The sequence below is a fragment of the Plantibacter sp. MPB07 genome (assembly GCF_046619465.1).
GTDB classification, from domain to species: Bacteria; Actinomycetota; Actinomycetes; order Actinomycetales; family Microbacteriaceae; genus Plantibacter; species Plantibacter auratus.
In genome coordinates this window covers 2915098-2937314 of the sequence record NZ_CP177043.1, presented here as the reverse complement: position 1 = coordinate 2937314, position 22217 = coordinate 2915098, and the positions used below count along the sequence as shown (strand labels likewise).

General features: G+C 65.7%; 16 protein-coding genes and 1 pseudogene. 9 read left to right on the top strand and 8 right to left on the bottom strand.

All coding sequences use genetic code 11. The features are described 5' to 3' along the window. Positions 1-64: 64 nt before the first annotated feature. Positions 65-1168 (bottom strand): hypothetical protein, encoded by a 1104-nt coding sequence (locus tag ACLIME_RS13615; protein WP_411557255.1) that lies wholly within the window; start codon positions 1166-1168, stop codon positions 65-67. Then, a complete protein-coding gene (locus tag ACLIME_RS13610; RefSeq protein WP_411557254.1) occupies positions 1165-2472 on the bottom strand; it encodes a heparan-alpha-glucosaminide N-acetyltransferase domain-containing protein in 1308 nt (435 codons plus the stop codon). The genes ACLIME_RS13615 and ACLIME_RS13610 overlap by 4 nt, the downstream gene beginning before the upstream one ends. Before the next feature lie 204 nt (positions 2473-2676). On the opposite strand from ACLIME_RS13610, the gene rpsF reads away from it, so the two are divergent. From rpsF to dnaB, 5 genes are all read left to right on the top strand, one after another. After that, entirely contained in the window at positions 2677-3084 is a 408-nt protein-coding gene (gene rpsF, locus ACLIME_RS13605) for a 30S ribosomal protein S6 (protein ID WP_217485263.1), read from the top strand. Between the two features lie 5 nt (positions 3085-3089). Next, positions 3090-3611: a single-stranded DNA-binding protein gene (locus ACLIME_RS13600; RefSeq protein ID WP_064295656.1), complete on the top strand. Its 522-nt coding sequence runs from the start codon at positions 3090-3092 to the stop codon at positions 3609-3611. A 65-nt stretch (positions 3612-3676) separates the two neighbouring features. After that, the gene (gene rpsR / locus ACLIME_RS13595) at positions 3677-3940 is read left to right on the top strand and encodes a 30S ribosomal protein S18 (RefSeq protein WP_056010351.1); all 264 of its coding nucleotides are present in this window, start codon (positions 3677-3679) and stop codon (positions 3938-3940) included. 12 nt (positions 3941-3952) lie between these two features. Further along, positions 3953-4405, top strand: a complete 453-nt coding sequence (gene rplI, locus ACLIME_RS13590; RefSeq protein WP_056010352.1) for a 50S ribosomal protein L9 — start codon at positions 3953-3955, stop codon at positions 4403-4405. 575 nt (positions 4406-4980) lie between these two features. Continuing rightward, positions 4981-6354 (top strand): replicative DNA helicase, encoded by a 1374-nt coding sequence (gene dnaB / locus ACLIME_RS13585; RefSeq protein ID WP_369808454.1) that lies wholly within the window; start codon positions 4981-4983, stop codon positions 6352-6354. A gap of 155 nt (positions 6355-6509) precedes the next feature. On the opposite strand, the gene ACLIME_RS13580 is transcribed toward dnaB, so the two are convergent. Both ACLIME_RS13580 and ACLIME_RS13575 read right to left on the bottom strand, forming a co-directional pair. Next, entirely contained in the window at positions 6510-9158 is a 2649-nt protein-coding gene (locus tag ACLIME_RS13580; RefSeq protein WP_079704265.1) for an alpha-L-rhamnosidase, read from the bottom strand. Positions 9159-9179: 21 nt separating this feature from the next. After that, positions 9180-10475: an MFS transporter gene (locus ACLIME_RS13575; protein ID WP_240044000.1), complete on the bottom strand. Its 1296-nt coding sequence runs from the start codon at positions 10473-10475 to the stop codon at positions 9180-9182. A 171-nt stretch (positions 10476-10646) separates the two neighbouring features. Between ACLIME_RS13575 and ACLIME_RS13570 the strand changes: the two genes are divergently transcribed. Beyond that, positions 10647-11231: a MarR family winged helix-turn-helix transcriptional regulator gene (locus ACLIME_RS13570; protein ID WP_124767772.1), complete on the top strand. Its 585-nt coding sequence runs from the start codon at positions 10647-10649 to the stop codon at positions 11229-11231. 877 nt (positions 11232-12108) lie between these two features. On the opposite strand, the gene ACLIME_RS13565 is transcribed toward ACLIME_RS13570, so the two are convergent. Then, positions 12109-12702: a TetR/AcrR family transcriptional regulator gene (locus tag ACLIME_RS13565; protein WP_411557253.1), complete on the bottom strand. Its 594-nt coding sequence runs from the start codon at positions 12700-12702 to the stop codon at positions 12109-12111. Positions 12703-12800: 98 nt separating this feature from the next. On the opposite strand from ACLIME_RS13565, the gene ACLIME_RS13560 reads away from it, so the two are divergent. Next, on the top strand, positions 12801-14972 hold the full coding sequence (locus ACLIME_RS13560; RefSeq protein ID WP_411557252.1) for a glycoside hydrolase family 3 C-terminal domain-containing protein: 2172 nt from the start codon (positions 12801-12803) through the stop codon (positions 14970-14972). Positions 14973-15126: 154 nt separating this feature from the next. Here ACLIME_RS13560 and ACLIME_RS13555 read toward each other — a convergent pair whose 3' ends face one another. Then, positions 15127-15960, bottom strand: coding sequence for a substrate-binding domain-containing protein (locus tag ACLIME_RS13555; protein ID WP_241161036.1), 834 nt, complete (start codon positions 15958-15960; stop codon positions 15127-15129). Between the two features lie 30 nt (positions 15961-15990). Further along, positions 15991-16077, bottom strand: a pseudogene (locus ACLIME_RS13550) (helix-turn-helix domain-containing protein); the annotation flags it as partial. Between the two features lie 224 nt (positions 16078-16301). Here ACLIME_RS13550 and ACLIME_RS13545 point away from each other — a divergent pair. Together ACLIME_RS13545 and ACLIME_RS13540 are read left to right on the top strand one after the other, a co-directional pair. Continuing rightward, positions 16302-17516, top strand: coding sequence for an MFS transporter (locus ACLIME_RS13545; protein ID WP_056781287.1), 1215 nt, complete (start codon positions 16302-16304; stop codon positions 17514-17516). Positions 17517-17568: 52 nt separating this feature from the next. Beyond that, the gene (locus ACLIME_RS13540) at positions 17569-19992 is read left to right on the top strand and encodes a glycoside hydrolase family 2 TIM barrel-domain containing protein (protein ID WP_411557251.1); all 2424 of its coding nucleotides are present in this window, start codon (positions 17569-17571) and stop codon (positions 19990-19992) included. A gap of 415 nt (positions 19993-20407) precedes the next feature. On the opposite strand, the gene ACLIME_RS13535 is transcribed toward ACLIME_RS13540, so the two are convergent. Next, positions 20408-22078 (bottom strand): CTP synthase, encoded by a 1671-nt coding sequence (locus ACLIME_RS13535; RefSeq protein WP_139382338.1) that lies wholly within the window; start codon positions 22076-22078, stop codon positions 20408-20410. Positions 22079-22217: the final 139 nt, after the last annotated feature.

Here is a 22217-nt window from a genome sequence, read left to right as displayed (position 1 = left end):
CACTCGATGCGAGTGTGCGCGGCCCGCACTGTGCCGAAGTGACAGTTCGCGAGCTGGGACGGGCTCAGCCGCCGGTGATCGCCCGGACCGCGTCGCCGATGATGAGATACCACCCGTAGACGGCGAGGGCGAGCCCGATCACCCACCACCATCCCGTCCGCCGGGACAGGCGTCTGCCCTGCCCGGCCACGCCCCGAGGCGGACGGATCAGTGGGAACGCGCCCGGCATCGTGGCCGCGCCGACGGGTTCCAGTCGGCGGTCCCGCCAGCGCTCCCACTGCGCGATGCGCTCGGTCAGGATGTCGACGACCGACATCAGCCACGTCCACACCTCGGGGTCGAGGGTCGAGAGGTCCTCGGGCGAGTACAGGAAGAGGTGGTCGTCGACGATCTCGACATCGAGCTCGGCCACCGTGTCGATGAACCTCGCCATGATGTCGGGCGTGAAGAGGTAGAGGGCGTCGGTCTCGTAGCCGCGCGGGCAGTACAGCTCGAAGTGGCGGTCGAAGTCGCCTTCGAGTGACAGCCGCTGGTCCTTGGCGTAGGTGACGGGCAGACGGGGGTGCAGGAGCGAGTTGTTGCCGACGGCGTCCAAGACGATGTGGGGGAGCGCCACCGGCAGCCGGAGTGCCACATACCCCCAGCGGTGCTCCTTGCGGTTCCGTCCCGAACCGACGATCGTGCGCAGGTTCCCGACGGACAGCGGTGACCTGCCGTCGCGCCACAGCAGGTCCCTGACGACGCTCGTCCCACCCATCGTGAAGATGAGCCCGGGCAGCGCCACCGGTATGGCGAACGGCCGGTAGCTCAGGCCGTTCGCCCGCGCGAACCGGTCCAGCCGGTATTGGCGGACGCCGCTGCGTCGTCGGACCGTGCGCACCAGCAGGACGAGCATGCCGACGGGCAGCGCGAGGTAGGGCAGGAGGATCAGGGCCGACCAGTCCCATGGCTCATCCGGCATCGAGCCGTCTTCGAGCACGAACCACCAGGCGGAGAGGAAGAGGATCGGCAGCACCACCAGCACGACGGCGGGCCAGATCGCCGCCATGAGTGGCGGACGGACCTCGCCCGGGAGGCCCGTGCGGTACTCGCGGAGTGCGCGTCGGTCGATCCGTTCCGTGAGTGGTCGCGTGTCCAGCGTCGAGGTTCGTGTCGTCGGACCGGTCATCGTACGTGCGGTGTTCCGTGCGGTTCAGGCACGGGCGTCATCGTCGCGGGCGTCCGACCAGGGCGGTTCGCGGCGACGGTGAGTGCCCGGCCGGCCGCGTGGACCAGTGTCTCGAGCGGTCCGCGACGCTTGGTGAGGGCGATGATCCAGCCGAGGAGGAGCGCACCGGCGACGTGGATGAGCCAGAGCTGCGGGCTCGAGATGAGCCACGCCGTGTCCGCATACGTCCCGGCGATCGCGGCGATCAAGGCACCCACCGACGCCATGAAGACGTGCGCCGAGTAGACGGTGAGCGGAACGGCCCCGGCGCCGGTCGCCGGCAGGAGTGCGAGCGACCAGCCGCGGTTCAGGACCGTGCCGAGTGCCAGGCACAGGCCGATGACGACCGCCGCGATCCCGATCGTGAAGACGAGGTCGAGCGTGGTGCCCGAGTGCGGGGCGCGGGCGACGAGCCACCAGAAGGACTCCGTGGGGCTCGTGCCGTACATCCCTTCGGCGAGGGCGTCCTCGACGGCGGTGATCGTCGTCGGATCGGGCTCGAGGCCGCCGGTCCAGGCGCGCGCGATGCCCTGGACACCGCCGACGGGACCGAGGAGGAGGGCGGCGAGGCGATCCGCGGTGATGGCGACGACGAGTCCGATCGCCGCGAGCCGGAGTGCGAAGCGCCGCAGTGTCCCGTTCGCCCGCGCATCCATGAGCAGAAGGCCGACGGCCATCCCGACGAGGACGTAGACGATCCAGGTGAGCGCCGGGTACACGCCGGTGAGGAGCAGCCCGCGGGCGAACCCGCCGCCCGAGACGTCGAACCAGGACGCACTGCCGATCTCGGGGGAGTCGACGCCACTGAGCGGCACCCGGAGCGCCTGCGAGCAGATCGGCCAGACCACCGCCCAGACGGCCGCGACGATCAGCAACGTGCGCGGACGCCACGTGACGGCCGGGATCGCGAGCCAGAAGGTCACGCCGTAGTAGGCGATGATCACGTAGATGCCGCCGGGCAGGACGCCGAGGGTGAGGCCGAGGACGAGCAGGGCGAAGCCGCGCCCGAAGAGGTTGAGGCGCGCTGCCGCGGGGGAACCGGCGGCGAGGTCGCGGCGGCTCGTGAGCACGATCCCGATCCCGGACAGCACGGCGAACAGGGCCGCGGCCTTGCCCGAGAGGACCGCCGTGATCGGCGTGTGTCCACCGGTCGCGATGTCGAAGGCCCAGACGTGCGTGGCCATCATGCCGATGAGCGCGAGGAAGCGCGCGAGGTCGAGACCGATCAGTCGGTCGGCGCGCTGTCGGCTGGCTGGGCTGCTCATCGGGTCCAGCATCCCACGCGCGGCGGCTCCGCGACAGGCCCGCGGTGGCGGTACGGGCTCCCGTCCGGTACGCTGTGAAGGTTGCCCGGGTGCGTCCGCTCTGTTCTCGCCCGATCGCAACGATGCTTACACCCTCCTGCCACAGAAAGTCTGTGGCCGTTCGAGTCCGAAGGAGGTGGGTTAGTGACGCATCAGTACGAACTCATGGTCATCCTCGACCCCGAGATTGACGAGCGCACGGTTGCACCGAGCCTCGACAAGTTCCTCAACGTCATCCGCAACGATGGTGGAACCATCGACAAGGTCGACATCTGGGGCCGTCGTCGTCTCGCTTACGAGATCAACAAGAAGACCGAAGGCATCTACGCCGTCGTGGACTTCACTGCGACGAGCACTGCCACGCAGGAGCTCGACCGCCAGCTGAAGCTCTCCGAGGCCGTCATGCGCACCAAGGTGCTGCGTGCCGAAGAGGCCATCGCTCAGGTCGCCACCGAGACGAAGCGCAGCGAAGAGAAGGCCGCCCGCAAGGCTGCCGCCAAGCCCGCTGCTGCTGTCGCCGCGGCTCCCAAGGCAGACGCGGCTCCGGCTGCGGCTGAGACCAAGGAAGCCTAGGGCTCATGGCCGGCGAGACCGTCATCACCGTGGTGGGCAACCTGACCAGCGATCCGGAACTGCGTTTCACGCAGAACGGCCTGGCTGTCGCCAACTTCACCATCGCTTCCACGCCGCGCAACTTCGATCGCGCGACGAACGAATGGAAGGACGGCGAAGCGCTGTTCCTGCGCGCGAGCGTCTGGCGTGAATTCGCCGAGCACGTGGCCGGATCGCTCACCAAGGGAAGCCGCGTCATCGCGACCGGGCGTCTCAAGCAGCGTTCCTACGAGACGAAGGAAGGCGAGAAGCGGACTTCGATGGAACTCGAAGTCGACGAGATCGGCCCTTCGCTCCGGTACGCGACCGCGACCATCAGCCGTGCACCCTCGGGTGGCGGCGGCGGTGGTCAGCAGCGCGGCGGCGGAGCTCCGCAGGTGCAGCAGAACGAGCCCTGGGCTCAGAGCGCACCCGCAGCTTCCGGCGGCAACGGCGGTGCAGATGCCTGGAACACTCCGGGCAGCTACAGCGACGAGACCCCCTTCTAAACAGATTCGATCGGTCCGGTTCTGCCGGCTAGCCGATCACTCCATTCACACGTAAAGGAACAACCATGGCTGGAAAGTCGAGCGGCGACCGCCGCAAGCCTGCCCGCGGTGCTAAGGGCGGCAAGAACGTCGCTCCCGCGAAGGCGATCCGCGTTGGTGTCATCGATTACAAGGATGTCGCCACGCTTCGCAAGTTCATCTCCGAGCGGGGAAAGATCCGCGCTCGTCGTATCACCGGTGTCAACGTCCAGGAGCAGCGACTCATCGCACGTGCGGTCAAGAACGCACGCGAGATGGCGCTCCTGCCCTACGCCGGCTCTGGCCGCTAGGAGGCGCCGCACATGTCGAAAGTGATTCTGACGCACGAGGTCTCCGGCCTCGGCTCCGCTGGTGACGTCGTCGACGTCAAGAACGGCTACGCTCGCAACTTCCTCGTTCCCCAGGGTTTCGCGACCCCGTGGACCCGCGGTGGCGAGAAGCAGGTCGAGCAGATCAAGTCGGCCCGCGCTGCGCGCGAGCACGCCACGATCGAAGAGGCCCAGGACCTGAAGGCTCGCCTCCAGGCCACCAAGGTCAAGCTCACGGTCAAGACGGGTGGCGAAGGCCGTCTGTTCGGTTCCGTGAAGCCTGCCGACATCGCGAAGGCCGTGGCGGAAGCCGGGCTGGGCGAGGTCGACAAGCGCAAGATCGAGATCCACACCCCGATCAAGTACGTCGGCGAGCACGAGGCCACCATCAGCCTCCGCGACGAGATCGTCGCCACGATCACCCTTCAGGTGGTCGCGGCCAAGTAGTGCCCGCCGTGCGGTGTCGGGCCTTCGGGTCCGGCGCCTCATGCACGTCGTGATGAGCGCGATGGCGGTGGACCGAGAGGTCTGCCGCCATCGCGTTTTTCTGTGCCCAGAACGGGGGCGACGCGTCGCCCCGACAGCTGTGTGCTACACCCGTTTCGCCCTCTGCGTCAAGCAAGTTGTACACAGGTGACCCCCGTTCTCCCCAACGTTCGACACAGGATCGAAAGAACTTTCCACACACAGCCTGTGGAATCAGAATCTCCTGGTCAGCGACGTATTGCGCGGCAGAAAAACTTCTCTCTCCACAGGGTTTCCCACAGCTTGTGCACACGACACGCGGCGTTTCCCCCGATCTCTCCACAGAGTTATCCACAGGCAGAGTTGGTTGTGGAGACGAGTGGCCCTATCGTGAGTCATCGGCGTCTCGGAACAGCCGGACGAGCAGGCTGAGCAGCCCTCGTCCGTAGCCCTCGAGCGCCCCGCAGGGCCCGTGCGTGTCGCATGCTCCTGCTACACCTGAGTCGTCACCACCCGCACCACCCGAGTCCACATCGAGAAGGGATGTCCACTTGTCGATCGCTCACCTCAACCGCTCCGAAGGCGGCGGATCGTACGACGAGCCGCGCGGCAACGAGCGGGTCCCTCCGCACGACCTCCTCGCGGAGCAGAGTGCACTCGGCGGCATGCTGCTGTCAAAGGACGCGGTCGCCGACGTGGTGGAGACCCTCCGTGGCGTGGACTTCTACATCCCCAAGCATGAGGTCATCTACGACGCCCTGCTGACGCTGTACTCGCACGGTGAGCCCACCGACGTCATCACCGTCACCGACGAGCTCGTCAAGACGGGCGAGCTGTCGCGCGCAGGTGGCGCGGACTACCTCCACACGCTCACGAGCCTCGTGCCGACGGCGGCCAACGCCGGCTACTACGCCCGCATCGTCGCGGAGCGCGCACTGCTGCGTCGTCTCGTCGAAGCCGGCACCCGCATCGTGCAGATGGGGTACGCGGCCGAGGGTGAAGCCGTGGAGCTCGTCAACTCCGCTCAGGCCGAGATCTACGCCGTCTCAGGTAACCAGGAGGTCGAGGACTACGTCCCGCTGACCGACGCGGTGAGCGCGGCGATCGACGAGATCGAGGCCGCCAAGCACACCGACGGTTCCATGACCGGCGTGCCGACGGGCTTCCGCGAGCTCGACGAACTGACGAACGGTCTGCACCCGGGTCAGCTCATCATCGTCGCCGCCCGACCCGCTATCGGTAAGTCCACGCTCGCGCTCGACTTCGCCCGTGCCGCTTCGGTCCACTACAACCAGCCGTCGATCTTCTTCTCGCTCGAGATGGGGCGTAGCGAGATCGCGATGCGTCTCATGAGCGCTGAGGCGTCCGTGCCGCTGCAGCTCATGCGTAAGGGAACCGTCGACTCGCAGGACTGGACGAAGATCGCGCAGGTGCGCGGCCGCATCAACGACGCACCGCTCTACATCGACGACAGCCCGAACATGACGCTCGTCGAGATCCGCGCGAAGTGCCGTCGGCTCAAGCAGCGCGTGGGGCTGAAGATGGTCGTCATCGACTACCTGCAGCTGCTGACGTCCGGTAAGCGTGTCGAGAGCCGTCAGCAGGAGGTCTCGGAGTTCTCCCGTGCGCTGAAGCTCATGGCGAAGGAGCTCCAGGTCCCCGTCATCGCGCTGTCGCAGCTGAACCGTGGTGCTGAGCAGCGTGCCGACAAGATGCCGGCGCTGTCCGACCTCCGTGAGTCGGGCTCGATCGAGCAGGATGCCGACATGGTGGTGCTCCTGCACCGTGAGTCCGCCTACGAGAAGGACAGCCCGCGAGCCGGCGAGGCCGACCTCATCATCGCCAAGCACCGTAACGGACCGACCCGGACGATCACCGTGGGCTTCCACGGGCACTTCTCGCGCTTCGCCGACATGGCGCCGGGGATGTAGTGTGAACGCTCAACGCAAAGTGTCGCTTCGCAACCTAAAGCGTCGCTTTCTGTTCGGAGCGACACTTTAGGCTGCGAGAACGCTCCGGTGGCGGCTTGGTGGCGGTGAGACCCTCCGAGGTGCAGTGCAGCCATCTGAGCGTTGCTGAAGGGTGGCTACTGGCTGCTGCGGGCCGTCTCCGATGCGTTCGAGGTGAACCGGTGAGTCCCAGATCCTACTTCTGTCGAGATTTCTCCGAACACGATGTCCGCCCGGACGCCGGGGGGTACTTCGACGGTGAGGGAGACCGCTCCGGTGTCGTCACGAGCCCAGGCCGACGACGCACGGCCGAACGGGGTGTCGATCGTGACCGCGGCGGAGGTCAGGCCCCCGCCGATGATGGGGGCGATGCGGAGGCGGGCGTATCCAGGAGCTGCGGGCGCGAGGCCGGCTATGCGCTCCTGCAGGAATGCGGCGACGGCACCGAATGCGTAGTGGTTGTGTGATGCTTCGGGTTCGCCCTCCTTGTAGCCGGTCCAGGTCTCCCAGGTGGTCGTTGCTCCGCGTTCGACGGCCTGCAGCCAGGATGGGGCGCTGGTCTGGAGCAGGATGCTCAGAGCGACGTCGGGGTGGCCGGTGTTGACGAGTGTGTCGAGGAGCATCGGTGTGCTCAGGAATCCGGTGGCCAGGTGGTTCCCTGCCTGCTGGACGAGTCCGACGAGGCGGGTAGCCGCTCGGTCGCGGTGCTGTGGTTCCAGGAGGTCGAACGCGAGGGCGCGGACGTAGTCGTCCTGCCGGTCGTCACCGATGCGCCCTCCGCCGTCGGCCACGAAGGCGGCCCGCCAGGCGGAGCTGGCGTTCTCGGCCAGGGTGGCGTAGCGATGGGAATCCGCGTCTTCGCCCAGGACGTCGGCGATCCGGGACAGGAGTCGTGCGGAGTGGGCGAGGTAGGCCGTTGCGACGCTGGTGCGTCGTCCGAGGAAGTTCCCGGGCATCTCCGACGCGAGAGATTCTCCGGGTCGGAGCCACTCTCCCCAGTGATAGCCGGTGTCGACGACGTACCGCTCGAGTTGTCCGACGCCGCGCCGCAACCTGCGCCTGATGCCTCGTTTGCGCGCGGCGCGCGTCGCCAGCTGGTCCACCCACGCCTTCGAGCTGGCGTACTGGTCGCGAAGTGCCGCGGTGTCGCCGTAGTACTGGTACAGCGTCCACGGGAGCATGACAGCGACATCGCCCCATCCTGCCGAGGTGCGGGTGAAGCCCAAGGGGTTGCGGCTGATCCCTGGTGCTGCCTCCGAGGGGATGAACGGAGGGATCGTTCCGTCTGAGTGCTGCTCTGCCGCGAGGTTGCGGAGGTAGCGGCGAAGGTAGGCGCCGGCGTCGACGAGTTGCACGGCGGTGGTCCCGAACACTTGGATGTCTCCCGTCCAGCCGCTGCGTTCTCGGGTCGGGCAGTCGGTCGGGGTGTCGGTGAAGTTCGAGCGCAGTGACCACACGACGTTTTTCCACAGCTGGTTCAGCCGGTCATCCGAACTGTGGAACTCGCTGACCGCAGGGAGTGGCGTCGAGAGGACGATGGCCTCGACGTCGTCCGCGGAGATCGGGTCGGCGGGCCCCTCGATGCTCAGGTAGCGGAAGCCTTTGATCGTGGCGCCGGGGGTGTAGACGACGGGTTCGGCTGCCAGGATCGCCTCATCGCGCTGGAACCAATCCTTCTTGGACGGGCCGCCCCCGAGGTAGCCGGTCGCGATCTCCCCGCTCGAGGCCAGCACCTCGCTGTACAGCAGCCGCACCGTGGCGCCCTCGGGGCCTGACAGGCGGACGCGTGCGACGCCGGAGAGGTTCTGGCCGAAGTCGATCAGCTGCTTGCCCGATGGGGTCCGTGACACTGTCCCGGGGCGTTGGTCGATCTGCTCGACCCGTGCGACGGATTCCGCGATCATCCGGCGCCGCTCAGGGACGACCACCGCTGAGACGGAGCCTTCCGCGGGACCCTGCAGCCACGGCAATTCCGGGAGGCGAAGGTCGACCCGCTCACCGTCCTTCGGGTCCGCGACCCGCACCCGCCCGTGGCTGGCAGTCCAACCTGCGTCACTCGTCGCCTGGACCGTAGTGCCGTCGGCGAGTTCCAGTTCCAGCTGCAGGAGCGCGGCGAGTTGGTCGCCGTAGCGGTTGGGGAGGGAGAAGGCGCCGAGGCGTCCGCGGAATCGTCCTTCGGAGACGATGATGCCGATGGTGTTGGTGCCGGCCCGCAGCGCGTGGACGGTGTCGTACACCTGGTACTCCGTGTACTCGTGGAACGGTGTCCACCGCGGCACCAGGGCGGTACCGGTGATGTCGTGCTCGTTGATGAAGAGCCGGTACCAACCAAGCGCGCTCGCGTACGCACGCGCTCGGACGACGTCCCCTGGAAGCTCGATCGTCGTCGAGAGGTAGATGCTGCGGGGGTCGTTCTTTTTGGTGAGCGGGTGGCTGATCCAGTCGGCCTGCCAGTCGCTCGGACTCAGAAGCCCGGTCTCGAACGACGCGGCAGCCCACTCACTGACGGCGCCTTCGGCTCCGTGCACCCGCACCCGCCAGTGGTACTCGGTGCGGGACCGGAGCGCGACGCCGGCATAGAAGACGCCGTAGGGGGTCGTGCTCCTCACCCGGCCGCTCGTCCAGAGGACGTCGTGAAGGGCGAACGACGAGTCGGTGGAGACTTCGATCTCGTATCCAAGCTGTGAAGGTGCGTCGTTCGGGAGCTTCCAGGCGAATTCCGGGGTGGCTGAGTCGATGCCGAACGGCGCGGGGCGTCGATCGACGGTGAGCGAGTGCGGGGTCATGGTGGAGTCCTCTTGACAGGGTTAGTGGAAGGCGATCGGCGCGGAGCGTTCTGCTGGTTCAGTCGCACCGGCCTCTGACTCGAACTCGTCGTGTCGGTCGCGGGTGCGGAACACGATCCAGGCCCAGCCGACTCCGATGGCGGAGCCGACGGTCAGGATGCCGAACAGGAGTGACGGCCCGCCGATGAGGAGGGTCGGGGTGACGCTCGCGAGGGCGGCTGCCGTGAAGCGCTGGATGGCGATGATGCTGCCCTGCGCCGTCGTGCGCAGGAGCGTGGGGAACTGTTCCTGTGCCCACACTCGTTGGATGCCTTCGAATGCGAAGGCCGAACCGACGCCCATGAGCAGCAGGCTGACGAGGTAGACGGGGACGCTTGCGCCGAAGAGTGCGACGACCAGCGGAGAGAGCACGAATGCGATGCCTCCCGCCTGGAAGTAGCGGAACCGGACGGGCTTGTCGGCGATCTTCATGAACCAGAGGTACCCGATGATGCTCACCGGTAGCAGCGGAAGGGTGACCAGTGATGCCTGGCTGATCGAGACGTCCCCGAAGTTCACGAGGATGTAGGTGCCGTAACTGCCGATCGTGCTCGCGATGAGGTTGGTCAGCGAGGCGAACATGATCAGAGCGAGGAAGACCGTGCCGTAAGGGCCACGGAACAGGATGCGAATGCCGGCGCGCTCCGCGCGGACCGTCTTCACGCCGGCCCGTCGTTCGGCCCGGGCTGCGAGCCACGTTGCCGACTCGGGGATCGTCAGCCGTCCGAGGAGGATCAGGGCGCCGACCACGGCGATGTGCCCGAACAGGATCATCGGTGCCACTGCGCCCAGATCGCCGACGAGGGTGCTGATGACGATGTTCGCGATGATGCCTGCCATCCACAGGAGGTTGGTGAACCCGATGAGGCGGCCCCGGTTGTGCTCGGTCGCCGCCTCGGAGATGGTCGACAGTGAGACCGGTAGGTCGGCACCGCTTGCGAATCCGAGCATGATCGCCCCGATGAGGATGACGGGGAACGAGGATGCGAACACCAGCACGACAGCGCCGATGATGAGCGCGATCATCGTCGCGGTGAACACTGGACGACGACCGAAGCGATCGCCGAGCCGGCCGCCGACGAGCGCGCCGATGGCCATGGAAGCGGTGAGTGCTCCGCCGGCCATGCCGATCTGGATCTCGTTCAGCCCGAGGATCTGCTGGAAGACGACGATCGCGGTGGCGAAGCCGGTGATGGCGGCAGCGTCGACGTACGAGGCCATGCCGGAAACAACGGCGACCCACCACGGGCGGGGGGCTGGTTTTGATGTGAGTGACACGGGACTTCTCCTTTGAAGTGCACGAGCGCGGGAATCGTCGGGGGACGAAATGAAACGAATCAACGCGCCAACAGTGCCACCAAGTATGTTCCTGAGTCAAATAGTTTTACAGGATTCTCTCGCGGAGCGCTCTATGCTGGGGAGCCCGAGTCGTAGAAAGAGTCCCGTCCGATGCCGAGAAGCAAGAACACGCTCCCGCTGGACGCCCTCGCGGCCGAGGACGTTGCTCCACTCGTTGGAGGCGATGCGCCGAGCTTCCAATCGGCGTTCCAGGCCATCGTTGCGTGGGGGACGTCGCGGTCGTACCGCGAGCAAGTCATGCGCGACAGCGGGTTCCCATTTCCGAAGGATCTGCCAGCGTTCCTGGTGATCAACCAGCTCATCTATCGCGGATTGGCGACGCCCACCGCACTTGCCGACGCGGTCGACACGACGCGGTCGAACATGAGCCGGGTCATCGCTCGTCTGGAGAGCGCTGGCCTGGTGTTCCGCGCGCACGACCCGCGAGACGCGCGCGGTGCTGTCATCGGGCTGACTGCCTCGGGCCGAGCGCTCGGCTCCCGCGTGTTGGACGCCATGCAGGATGTGAGTGTGCTGACCGGGTGGAGCGCAGAGGAGATCGAGACGCTCGAGCGGTTGACGATCAAGCTCGCGAGCACGCTTGATGCGTTTCCGAATCATCCGCTCACGGTTACCGCGGGCGTTCCGTTTGCCTCTGTGCAGCGATGGCCGGCTGTGGTTGAACAGGGCCGCTGACATCGCTCCCGTTGGCGAGGGCACAGCCGGAGGCTGATGAATGCCACGAGTGAGGCACGATCCGGACCCAAATGCCCCATGAGCAGATCCGTTCCCGGGATTCACCGTGGAGATCCCTTCGGCTCTCCGATCGCGCCAACACGAGCGCTGTCACGCGTCCGTGCAGGGGCAAGTATTCGGTTTCTACGGCGCCGATAAGGCAGCCGGTGTCGTCGAGCTGGTCGGTGCTTGCCGGGAGCACAAGGCAGCGGGAGAGTTCGAGGACGCCCGCCCCTAGTTCGACGAAAGTTTGGGGCTGATGGCATCGAGCCGACGTGCTTTACGGACGAGAGGCAGCGCCACCAGATGACCCCAAGTCGGCCTCAAACCCCGGAATCACGCAGGCGTGTTCGGGGCGACACTTTGCGCTGGAAACGGCGGCGACACTTTACGTTGGAAACCCGCTCGTTCACTGGCCCCGCGGCGACACTTTACGTCCGCGTTCACATGTAGTGTGAACGCACGTCGTAAAGTGTCGCTTTGCAGTCTAAATTGTCGCTTTCTGTTCGGAGCGACGTTTTAGATTGCAAAACGTCCTCGCGGCGATGTCTTGTGGCAGTCGCGGCTGCATCCGAGCGGCTTGAGCGGTCCAGCCGCCGAAGCTAGCAAGTGAGCGCCCCGGCGGCGAGGCCGGTGCCTCGGATTGCCGGAGTGTGTGGGTGGCGTTCAGGCCGCGGTGTCAGTAGGTCTCGTTGGTCCAGAAGACATACTGGCGGCCGCCGGTGAATCCGTAGTCGACACCGATCAAAACTGCAATCGCGACCCGGGAGCCGCCCAGCGCTGCCCGGAATCGCTGACCCGCTGACGGGTCGTCTCGATGGCGAGACCAGAACTGTTTTCACACCGTCTTGCGAGCCAGCGCGCCTCCGGCGCCCTTCCATAGGGCGACCAGGTCTTCGTCGGGGAAGCGCAGCCATTGGAGCTGCAGCCCGTCGAGGACCGCGAGCACTGCGAGCGCGAAGGCCCGTGGTTGCGGGTGCCATGAACCGGACAGGTCCGCGAGCAGGTCGAGTGCAGTTCGAGTGCGCTCAGCAAAGTAGTGATGTGCCGGGTGCTGCGGATCGAGCGCCTCGGCTCCGAGGATCGTATAGAGCCGCAGGAGTTCAGGTTGCCCGGCATTTCGTATCACCAAGTTGTCGAGCACTCTCCACGCGCTGTCCTCATCGAAGGTCCGGGGATCCCGTCCCTCGACGGGTGTGGTGATCGCGAAGGCGTCGAGGTCGTCCCGATGGAGGAGGACGGCGATCAGTAGCTCCTCGCGCGACGAGAAGTGATGCTCGATACCTGCTCGAGTCATCCCGCAGTCCTCGGCCAGCTTGGAAAGAGTGAACGTGTTGTATCCGCCCTCTGCGATCTGACGGGTTGCCGCGTCGATGATCAGCGCTCGTCGCTCACTGGGCGCAAGGCGCGTTCTCCGCTGCTGCTCGGTCATGGACTCAAGCGTCGCATATCCGTCCTTGTGAAATTTGTTGCGGCTCCCTACAATTCCCTTACCTGCATCGGTGCAGGTAAGGGATGAAAGGTTTTGTGATGTCGACGAAGACGACGGAGTTCTCGCGCAGTCTCGAACGCGTCAAGAGCGGTGCCGAGCTTGCTACCGAAGTGGACGCGCTGCTCGCGTTGCTGACGGACGAGGAGAAGCTGTGGCTGCTTGACGGGGATGATGAGTTCTGGCCCGGCATGGGCGAGATGAGCGCTGGTTACAACATGCGGCCGATCATCATGGGACGCGTGGATCGACTCGGGATCCCTGGGTTGCGGTTCAGCGACGGGCCGCGGGGCGTCGTCATGGGCAACTCCACAGCATTCCCGGTCGCGATGGCGCGCGGCGCCACCTGGGATGTCGACCTGGAGGAACGCATCGGAACGGCGATCGGCGCCGAGATGCGGGCACAGGGAGCGAACTTCTTCGGAGGCGTCTGCATCAACCTCCCTCGGCACCCTGCCTGGGGGCGGGCCCAGGAGACGTACGGCGAGGACAGTCTGCTGCTCGGGGAGTTCGGGGTGGCGCTGACCCGCGGTGTCCGTCGGCACGCCATGGCTGTTGCGAAGCACTACGCGCTGAACTCGATGGAGAACGCCCGGTTCACGATCGACGTCACGGCCGATGATGCCACCTTGCACGAGGTGTATCTGCCGCACTTCCGCCGCGTCGTCGAGGCAGGTGTCGACGGCATCATGACCGCATACAACAGCGTTAACGGCGAGTGGGCAGGCGAGAACGAACGACTCATGGAGGGCATTCTCCGCGAAGAGTGGGGATTCGCCGGCGTCACCGTCTCCGACTTCATCTTCGGCCTGCGCGACGCGGCCAAGTCCCTCCGAGCCGGTCTCGACGTTGAAGAGCCGTTCCGACAGCAGCGGGCCGGGCAACTGCCTGCCGACCTCGAAGCGGGTCGAGTGGTGTGGTCCGACGTCGATCGGGCGGCACGTCGGATCCTCGCGACGCAGCTCGCATTCTTCGCTCGGCCGCTCGATGCGGAGCCAGGCCTCGAGGTCGTCTTTTCGCCCGAGCACCGTGCACTGTCGCGGGAGGCCGCCGCGACGGCGATCGTGCTCCTCAAGAACGACGACGTCAACGGTGCACCGCTCCTCCCGCTGAACCGTGAGGGGCTGGATCGGGTTGCGGTCATCGGGCGTCTCGCCGACCTGCCGAACACGGGCGACGGCGGTTCCTCGAATGTCCGCTCACCCGAGGTCATCACGCCGTTGCGCGGTCTGCAGGCCGCGCTGCCGGACGCTACGGTGACGTTCGCCGGCGAAGACGACCCACAAGCAGCCGCTATCGCGGCAGCAGGAGCCGATGTGGCGATCGTTGTCGTTGGATACACCGCGGCCGACGAAGGTGAATACATGGGCGATCTCACATCACAGCCCGAGCTGTTGAACCTGTTTCCACCAGCTCCCGAGGGCGTGGACCTCGCCGCACTCATGGCCGGCGCCGGCGACTCGCAGCACACCATGGGAACAGCGCTCGGCGGTGACCGGCGCTCCCTCCGCGTCCGCCCAGTCGATGCCGAGATCATCCGAGCGACCGCGGCCGCGAATCCGCGGACCGTCGTCGTCATCGTCACCGCCGGTGCGGTGATCACGGAAGAATGGCGCGACGCTGTCCCCGCCGTGCTCGTCGGCTGGTACAGCGGCAGCGAAGGCGGCACGGCACTGGCGGACGTCATCCTCGGCGAACGCGATGCAACCGGACGACTCCCGTATTCGATTCCCACCAGTGAAGACCACCTCCCCCCGTTCGACATCGACGCCGCCGCCATCACCTACGACCGTTGGCACGGTCAGCGACTGCTCGACCGGGACGGCCACCAGGCCGCCTTCCCTCTCGGCTTCGGTATGTCGTACACCTCGTTCGACATCGAGACGATTGAGCTCGGCGACGTCGACGGCGAGGAATTCTCCGCCTTCGTCACCGTCCGGAACACCGGTAAACGTCCCGGACGACACGTGGTGCAGCTCTACGCTGCGGTCGAGGCTCCGGACTTTCCAAAGCGGGTCCTCGTCGGATTCGCTCCGCTGACGCTTGAGGCAGGAAAGACCCGGACGGTCCGCCTCGCGGGTTCCACCCGTCCACTTCAGCGATGGACAGACGCCGGGTTCGCGCCTGCCGCAGACAGTGTTCGCATCGAGGCAGCAGCGTACTCGGGCGACCACGACGCCGTATCGGCAGGGCTGCATCTAGCGCGCTCCTGACGAGTATCGCCACCGCGGCGCACGGCTTCCGTCCTGGCTGGCCGGCGCCGCGGCTAGCAGGACGAGTTTCGGTCGCTGCGCCACCCTGGCCGAGAAAGCGAGATCCGACTGGGCAAGCAACCTGGTGACCAATGGGGCATCTCAGTGCCCGCCGTCAGGCGGAGCCGCCGTGTACGACGTTGAGCACAAGTCGATCCGCGAGGGAGTCGACGGGAACAGAACCGGACAGCTGGCTCACGATGTTGTCGACCATTGCGTGCAAAGCGGTCGTCGTGTCGACCGCGATGGTGGTCAGCCGGGGCGACATGAGGGCACCGATCCGAGTCGCGTCCACTCCAAGCAGAGCGACATCCTCCGGAACGCGACGTCCGAGTTCTCGTGCTGCGGCGAGGAGCGCGATAGCCACGTCGTCGTTGTAGCAGGCGATGGCCACTCCGGTAGGAAGGTCGCGCAAGACGGACACTGCGTCCACCAGGTCGACAGACAGCCGAATCGATTTCGGCGCTGCAATCGCGTGCTCGCGGCAGGAATCGGCGAGTCCTCGTTCCCGCATGTCGCCGTACACGTCGATGCGGGCGTCGTGCAGGTGCGCGTAGACGAGCGCCTGGTGCCCCTTCGATACCAGATACTCGCCTTGCATTTGACCGATGCGATAGTTCACATCCTCTCCCGCGGCCAGATCGATCAGGGTAACCCCGCTGCCTTCTATGAACTTCCGCTCCGCAGCCGTGGCAGCGACGAAGGGCGCGATCACTGCGCGCGGTCGAACGGTCGTGACGAAGTGCTCGAGCAGTTCCACGGGAGAACTCGCGAAACGCAGAACGAGCGTCAGGCCGACTTGAGCGAGCTCTGCGGTGAGCACGTCGATGACGTCTTGCAGATTGGTGCCGAACGTGGTGTTGGGCACGAGAGCGACCACGACGTCGCTCGTTCCGGTGGCAAGCGTCCGAGCGGCCGCTGACGGGCGGTAGTTCATGGCCGCAGCCATCTCTTCCACTCGTCGGATGGTCTCCGGAGCGAACCGTCCTCGCCCGTTCAGGATCTGACTGACTGCCGGCCGAGATACCCCCGCAGCGCGTGCAACGTCATCGCTCGTGACTGCCATCCCGCGTTCCCCCTTGTGTCTGTCCGACCAGTGTAGTTGACGCGCGTAATCAGATGATGTTAGATGAGGCGATAACGCGCGTAAGCGTTTCCCTCACAGAGCCGTGGAGATCCTCAATGTCGACCAACAGCGTTCAACCCGAAACCGGCCCTCATCAAGCCGCTGTACCCGGTTCAGCAGTTACACCGGATGCCCTTCTCGAGCCATCGACGGGTCCCCAGCACATGAGCCGATGGCTCTGGGTCATCTATCCGCTGGCGATGATCAGTGTCAACGTCGTCTGGGGTGGCGTGCTTCAGGTGATGCTCGGCAGACAGGTCGCCGAGCTGCTCGGAGAGACGACCGGGGCAGCCGGCATGCTGGGCCTCGTGATCAGTGCTGGTGCGATCTCGAGCTTGGTGGCGCAGCCACTGCTCGGACTCCTCTCAGACAAGACGAGCAGCCGTTTCCTTGGCCGGCGCAACATCTGGATCTTGGGATCCGCGGTCGCCGCGGCCCTCGCCCTGCTCGTCACCGCCAGCAGCCCGAGCCCGCTCGTCCTCGCCATCACGTGGGCGATCGCGATGTGGCCTCTGAGCGGTTTGCAGGCGGCCCTGACCGCCGTTCTCCCCGAACGCGTCCCGATCCGGAACCGGGGGACCATGTCCGGATTGGTCGGAGCGTCGTCGATCCTTGGTGCATTCGGAGGGATCACGATCGCCGGCCTGACGACGAACCTCTTCGTAGGGTACGTGGGCATCGCTGCGGTTGTGCTCGTCCTTGGGACGATCTTCGCGTTGACGACGAAGGACTACGTGCCGGTCCGTGCCGCGGTTCACGCCTCCAAGGCCGAGCGTCGGGCGGCGGCTCGCTTCCCCAGTTTCCGGAGTGCCCCGGACTTCTGGTGGACGTTCGCCGGCCGGTTCCTGATCATCTTCGGCTACAACTTCATGTCCGGCATGCAGCTGTACATCCTCGCTGACTACATCGGTGTGGGTACGGTCACGGAAGCCGCCGCCGTCCTCGTCGCTGTGCAGGGAGTGAGCACGCTCGGACTCCTCGTCTTCTCGATCATCGGCGGGTGGTTGTCGGACAGATTCGGACGAATCCGTGTGTTCGTGGGCCTGTCGAGTCTCCTCTTCGCCCCGGGCGCCCTCGTCTACCTCCTGGTGCCCACGCTCACCGGCGCCTTCATCGCCAGCGGCATCTTCGGCATCGCCTTCGGCGTCTACCTCGCCGTCGACCAATCGCTGATCACCCGAGTCCTCCCGAATATGGACAACGCCGCACGGGATCTGGGCGTGATGAACGTCGCCAATGCCGGACCGCAGGTGATCGCCCCCGTTCTAGCCGGCGCCGTTGTCGCGGCGACCGGGCTCTACCAGCCGCTCTTCATCGTGACCATCGTCGCCGTCATCCTCGGTGCCATCAGCGTCCGATTCATCAAGAGCGTTCGGTGACCACCGATCCCGCATCCGACCACCTATCGCACATCGCCAGAAAGGCACACGCATGATCCGCACACCCTTCAACAGAGACTGGACCGTCGGTCACAAGGGTTCGCCCTTCGACGCCTTCAGCGGCGGATCAGCCAAGACGGCCGTCACGCTCCCGCACGACGGCCTCCGAGACCTGCCGCGGTCCGCAGACAGCCCTAATGGCAGTCACACCGGTTACTACCCGAGCGCGCACCTCGAGTACACCAAGACCATCGATGTGCCGGCGGAATGGCGTGATCAGAGCATCGTCCTCGACATCGAAGGCGCCTACCGTGATGCTGTCGTGTACGTCAACGGCGACTTCGCCGCTCAGCGCCCGAACGGGTACGTCGGGTTCTCCGTTGCGCTGGACCCGTTTCTCCGGTTCGGTGAGGCGAACACCATCAGCGTCGAGGTCCGTACCCACGAAGACAGCCGGTGGTACGCCGGCGCCGGTCTCTATCGCAACGTGTGGCTCGTCACCGCCGAGCCGGTGCACATCCCGCTCGATGGTGTGCGCATCACCACCCCCGTCATCGAGCCCGACCTGGCATCCGTGATCACCACCGTCGAGGTCGCCAACGAGACCCGTCACACGCGCACCGTCCGGGTCGAAACAGAGATCCGCGACGATGCCGATGTGGTGCTCAGCCTGCAGACCGCGCCGATCACCCTGCTCCCCGGGACGACTGGACGAGTGCACCTCCGTCACTACCTCTCCGAGCCAGCACTCTGGAATGTCGACGACCCGCGACTGCACACCGCGCACACTCGGGTGCGAGAGGGCGACACCCTGCTCGATGAGGACGAATCCGTCTTCGGTGTACGATCCGTCACCGTCGATCCGGTGCATGGTCTGCGGATCAACGGGCGCTCGGTGAAGCTTCGGGGTGGCTGCATCCACCACGACAACGGCCCGCTCGGCAGTGCAGCCCACCCGCGCGCGGAGGAGCGTCGCGTGCAACTGCTCAAGGCGGCGGGCTACAACGCCGTCCGTAGTTCCCACAACAACATCAGCCGTGCCTTTCTCGACGCCTGTGACCGCCACGGGCTCCTTGTCTGGGACGAAGTGTCCGACGTATGGACGAAGAGCAAGACCGCTTTCGACTACTCGCTCGACTTCCCGGAGTGGTGGGAACGAGACGTCGAGTCGATGGTCGCCAAGGACTTCAATCACCCAAGCGTCATCATGTACTCGACCGGCAACGAGATCTTCGAGACCGGCAGCGCTATCGGATCTACTTGGGGGCGGGCGCTTGCAGAGAAAGTGCGCTCGCTCGACGACTCGCGACTCATCACCAATGCCATCAACGGGATGGTCGCCACCATGGACGTCTTCGCCGCACAGATGGCCTCGGGCGACACCCCGATGAACATCAACGCGCTCATGGGGTCGATGGAAGACATGATGAACACGCTCGGCTCCACGGCGTTGGTCTCCGATCGAATCGAAGAATCCCAGTCGCAGCTCGACGTCAGTGGGATCAACTACGCCGAAGCCCGCTACGCGATCGACGCCGAGCATCACCCGAACCGCATCCTCGTAGGATCCGAGACCTTCCCGCGCGCGCTCGACCGGATCTGGCCGCTGGTCGAGCAGCACCCGACGGTGATCGGTGACTTCGCCTGGACCGCTTGGGACTACATCGGGGAAGCGAGCATCGGTCGACCGGTCTACCCGGACGACGCTGATGTGCCGACAGGCACGAGCTCCCCCTATCCCTGGATGCTCGCCCAATCCGGCACGATCGACATCCTCGGGAATCGTCGCCCCGTCTCGTTCTGGCAGGAAACCGTCTGGGGGCTGCGAAGCCAACCGTACATCGCAGTGCAACGACCCGAGCATCACGGACGCGAGGTGCTCGTGGGTGGGTGGTCCTGGGATGACGTCGTCAGCAGCTGGAGTTGGGCCGTCCCGCCAGGATCAGCGATCAAGGTCGACGTGTACAGCGATGCGGACGAGGTCGAGCTCCGTCGCGACGGCACGATCATCGGTCGTGCTCAGGTCGGCGTCCACAAGGCGTGCATCGCGAAATTCGACACCGAATACCACCCGGGTGAGCTCACGGCGATCGCCATACGAGACGGGATCGAGATCGGCAGCAGCACGCTCCGCACTCGCAGCGACATCATCCAGTTGGCCCTCACGCCAGATCGCACCGAACTGACAGCTGACGGCGGAGATCTCGCGTATCTCAGCGTCGAACTCTCCGACGAGACGGGGACGATCGCGACTGACGTCGCCACCGCCGTCTCGGTGGAGATCGAGGGCCCCGGAATCCTCGCCGGCTTCGGCAGCGCCCAGCCGGACAGCATCGAAGAGTTCGCGGCGGCGACAAGGACCACCTACGACGGACGGGCACTGGCCATCATCCGTCCAACCGGCCCCGGGACGATCACCGTGCGCGCTGCAGCGGCGGGCCTTCCGCCGCAGTACGTGAATCTCACGGCCCGGTGAGCACGACGGGTGGTCAGTGCACCCATGAAGCACTGACCACCCCGGCGCCCGGCTAGCGACGACCGTCGGACTTGATGCGGCCTGCGGTGGCCATCCGTATGGGCTGTCTGGTTGGGATCGAGGGGATCACCGGGCGCTCTTCACCGCGACGCCAGATGCCCTCGAATAGGGTGCTCATTCTGAGCGGCTGTCCCGACTGCTGGCCTGAGCGACGACGGCGAGGTTCGCCGCGGTGAGGTGGGGAATGGGAGCGGTCACTCGAACCTAGAGCGTTCTTCGCGTGGGCGATGTGGGCCTCGCGGGACGAGCGAGCCACGTACGGACTCGGCCATCCGGCTGGTGCGGATCCGAGCGGAGGGAAAGGTGCCGCTCGTGTCGAGCACGACAGTCGGGTGGGTGTCCTTGCAGAGGATCATCACGCTTGGATCTGTTCTGACTCGACTTCTCGAGTGAAGAGTCTGGATGAGTCACGCCTCGTCATGGCCGCGCCGACCAGTCCTGCGAACAAGGGGTGTGGGTTGGTCGGGCGAGAGCGGAGTTCAGGATGTGCCTGGGTGCCGATGTAGAACGGGTGCACGCCGCGGTCGAGCTCGACGTACTCGACGAGGGTGCCGTCAGGTGATGTGCCGGAGAAGGCCAGTCCGGCCGCCGCGATCTGATCGCGGTAGGTGTTGTTGACCTCGTAGCGGTGGCGGTGCCGCTCGGATGCTGTCACAGCGCCGTACAGGTCGGCGGCTAGAGAGCCCGTCGTGAACGAAGCCGGATAGAGCCCAAGGCGCATCGTGCCACCCAGCTCGCCCGTCGCGATGATGTCGACCTGCGCGGCCATGGTCGCTATGACCGGGGTCGATGTCTCCGGGTCGAATTCGGTGCTCGAGGCCTCCGGCAGGGCGGCTTCGTGGCGGGCGTATTCAATGACCATGCACTGCATCCCGAGGCACAGGCCAAGCGTCGGGATGCCCTGTTCGCGAGCGAATTTCAGCGCTCCGACTTTGCCCTCGATGCCGCGCACACCGAACCCGCCGGGCACGCAGATGCCGTCCACGTCGCCGAGCTGCTCCGCGGCGCCCTCCGCTGTGATGCAGTCGTCCGAAGCGATCCACTTCAGATTCACCGTGGTGCGGTGTGCGAAGCCGCCCGCCCGGAGGGCTGCGGTGACGGACAGGTACGCATCTGGCAAGTCGATGTACTTGCCGACCAGGGCGATGGTGACATCCCCCTCCGGCTCGTGCACGGCATCAAGAACCGGCTTCCAAGCCGACCAGTCCATGTCATGCGCGTCGAGCTGCAGTGCGTCGATGATGACCTGGTCGAGGCTCTGGTCATGGAGCAGCGTCGGTAGGTCATAGATCGACGGCACGTCTATGGCGTTCACCACGGCGTTTTCGTCGACGTCGCACATCAGGGCGATCTTCGTCTTGTTCGACCCGCTGACTGGACGGTCGCTGCGCAGGACGAGCGCGTCAGGTTGGATTCCAAGGGAGCGGAGCTGTGCCACCGAATGCTGTGTTGGCTTGGTCTTCTGCTCACCAGAAGTGCCCATGTACGGCACGAGGGAGATGTGTACGAAGAAGACGTTGTCACGGCCGAGCTCGTGACGCACCTGTCGGGCCGCCTCGATGAACGGCTGGGACTCGATGTCGCCGATCGTGCCGCCGACCTCGGTGATGATGACGTCGGGCTGGGGGGAATCGGAAGCTTGCAACCGCATGCGGCGCTTGATCTCGTCGGTGATATGCGGGATGACCTGGACGGTGTCCCCGAGGTACTCGCCGCGGCGCTCCTTCGCGATGACCGTCGAGTAGATCTGGCCGGTCGTGACATTCGCGCCCTGGTTGAGGTTGATGCCAAGGAAGCGTTCGTAGTGCCCGATGTCGAGATCCGTCTCGGCTCCATCGTCGGTCACGAAGACCTCACCGTGCTGGAACGGATTCATCGTTCCCGGGTCGACGTTGAGGTACGGGTCGAGCTTCTGCATCACGACGTTGATACCCCGGGCCGTGAGCAGGTTGCCGAGGCTGGCCGCCGTCAGGCCTTTGCCGAGCGAGGAGACGACCCCGCCCGTGACGAAGATCTGTTTCGTCACTCTGGGAGCTGAGATCGAGGGCGGGGTGCTGGTTCCGTTGCTTCGAGTATTCGCCACGGGACTCCATACTAACTTCACGCCGCGGTTAGTTCAGCGCTCGATCAGTGTCTGCACCGTGCGCCGGGATTCCTCTGGCAGC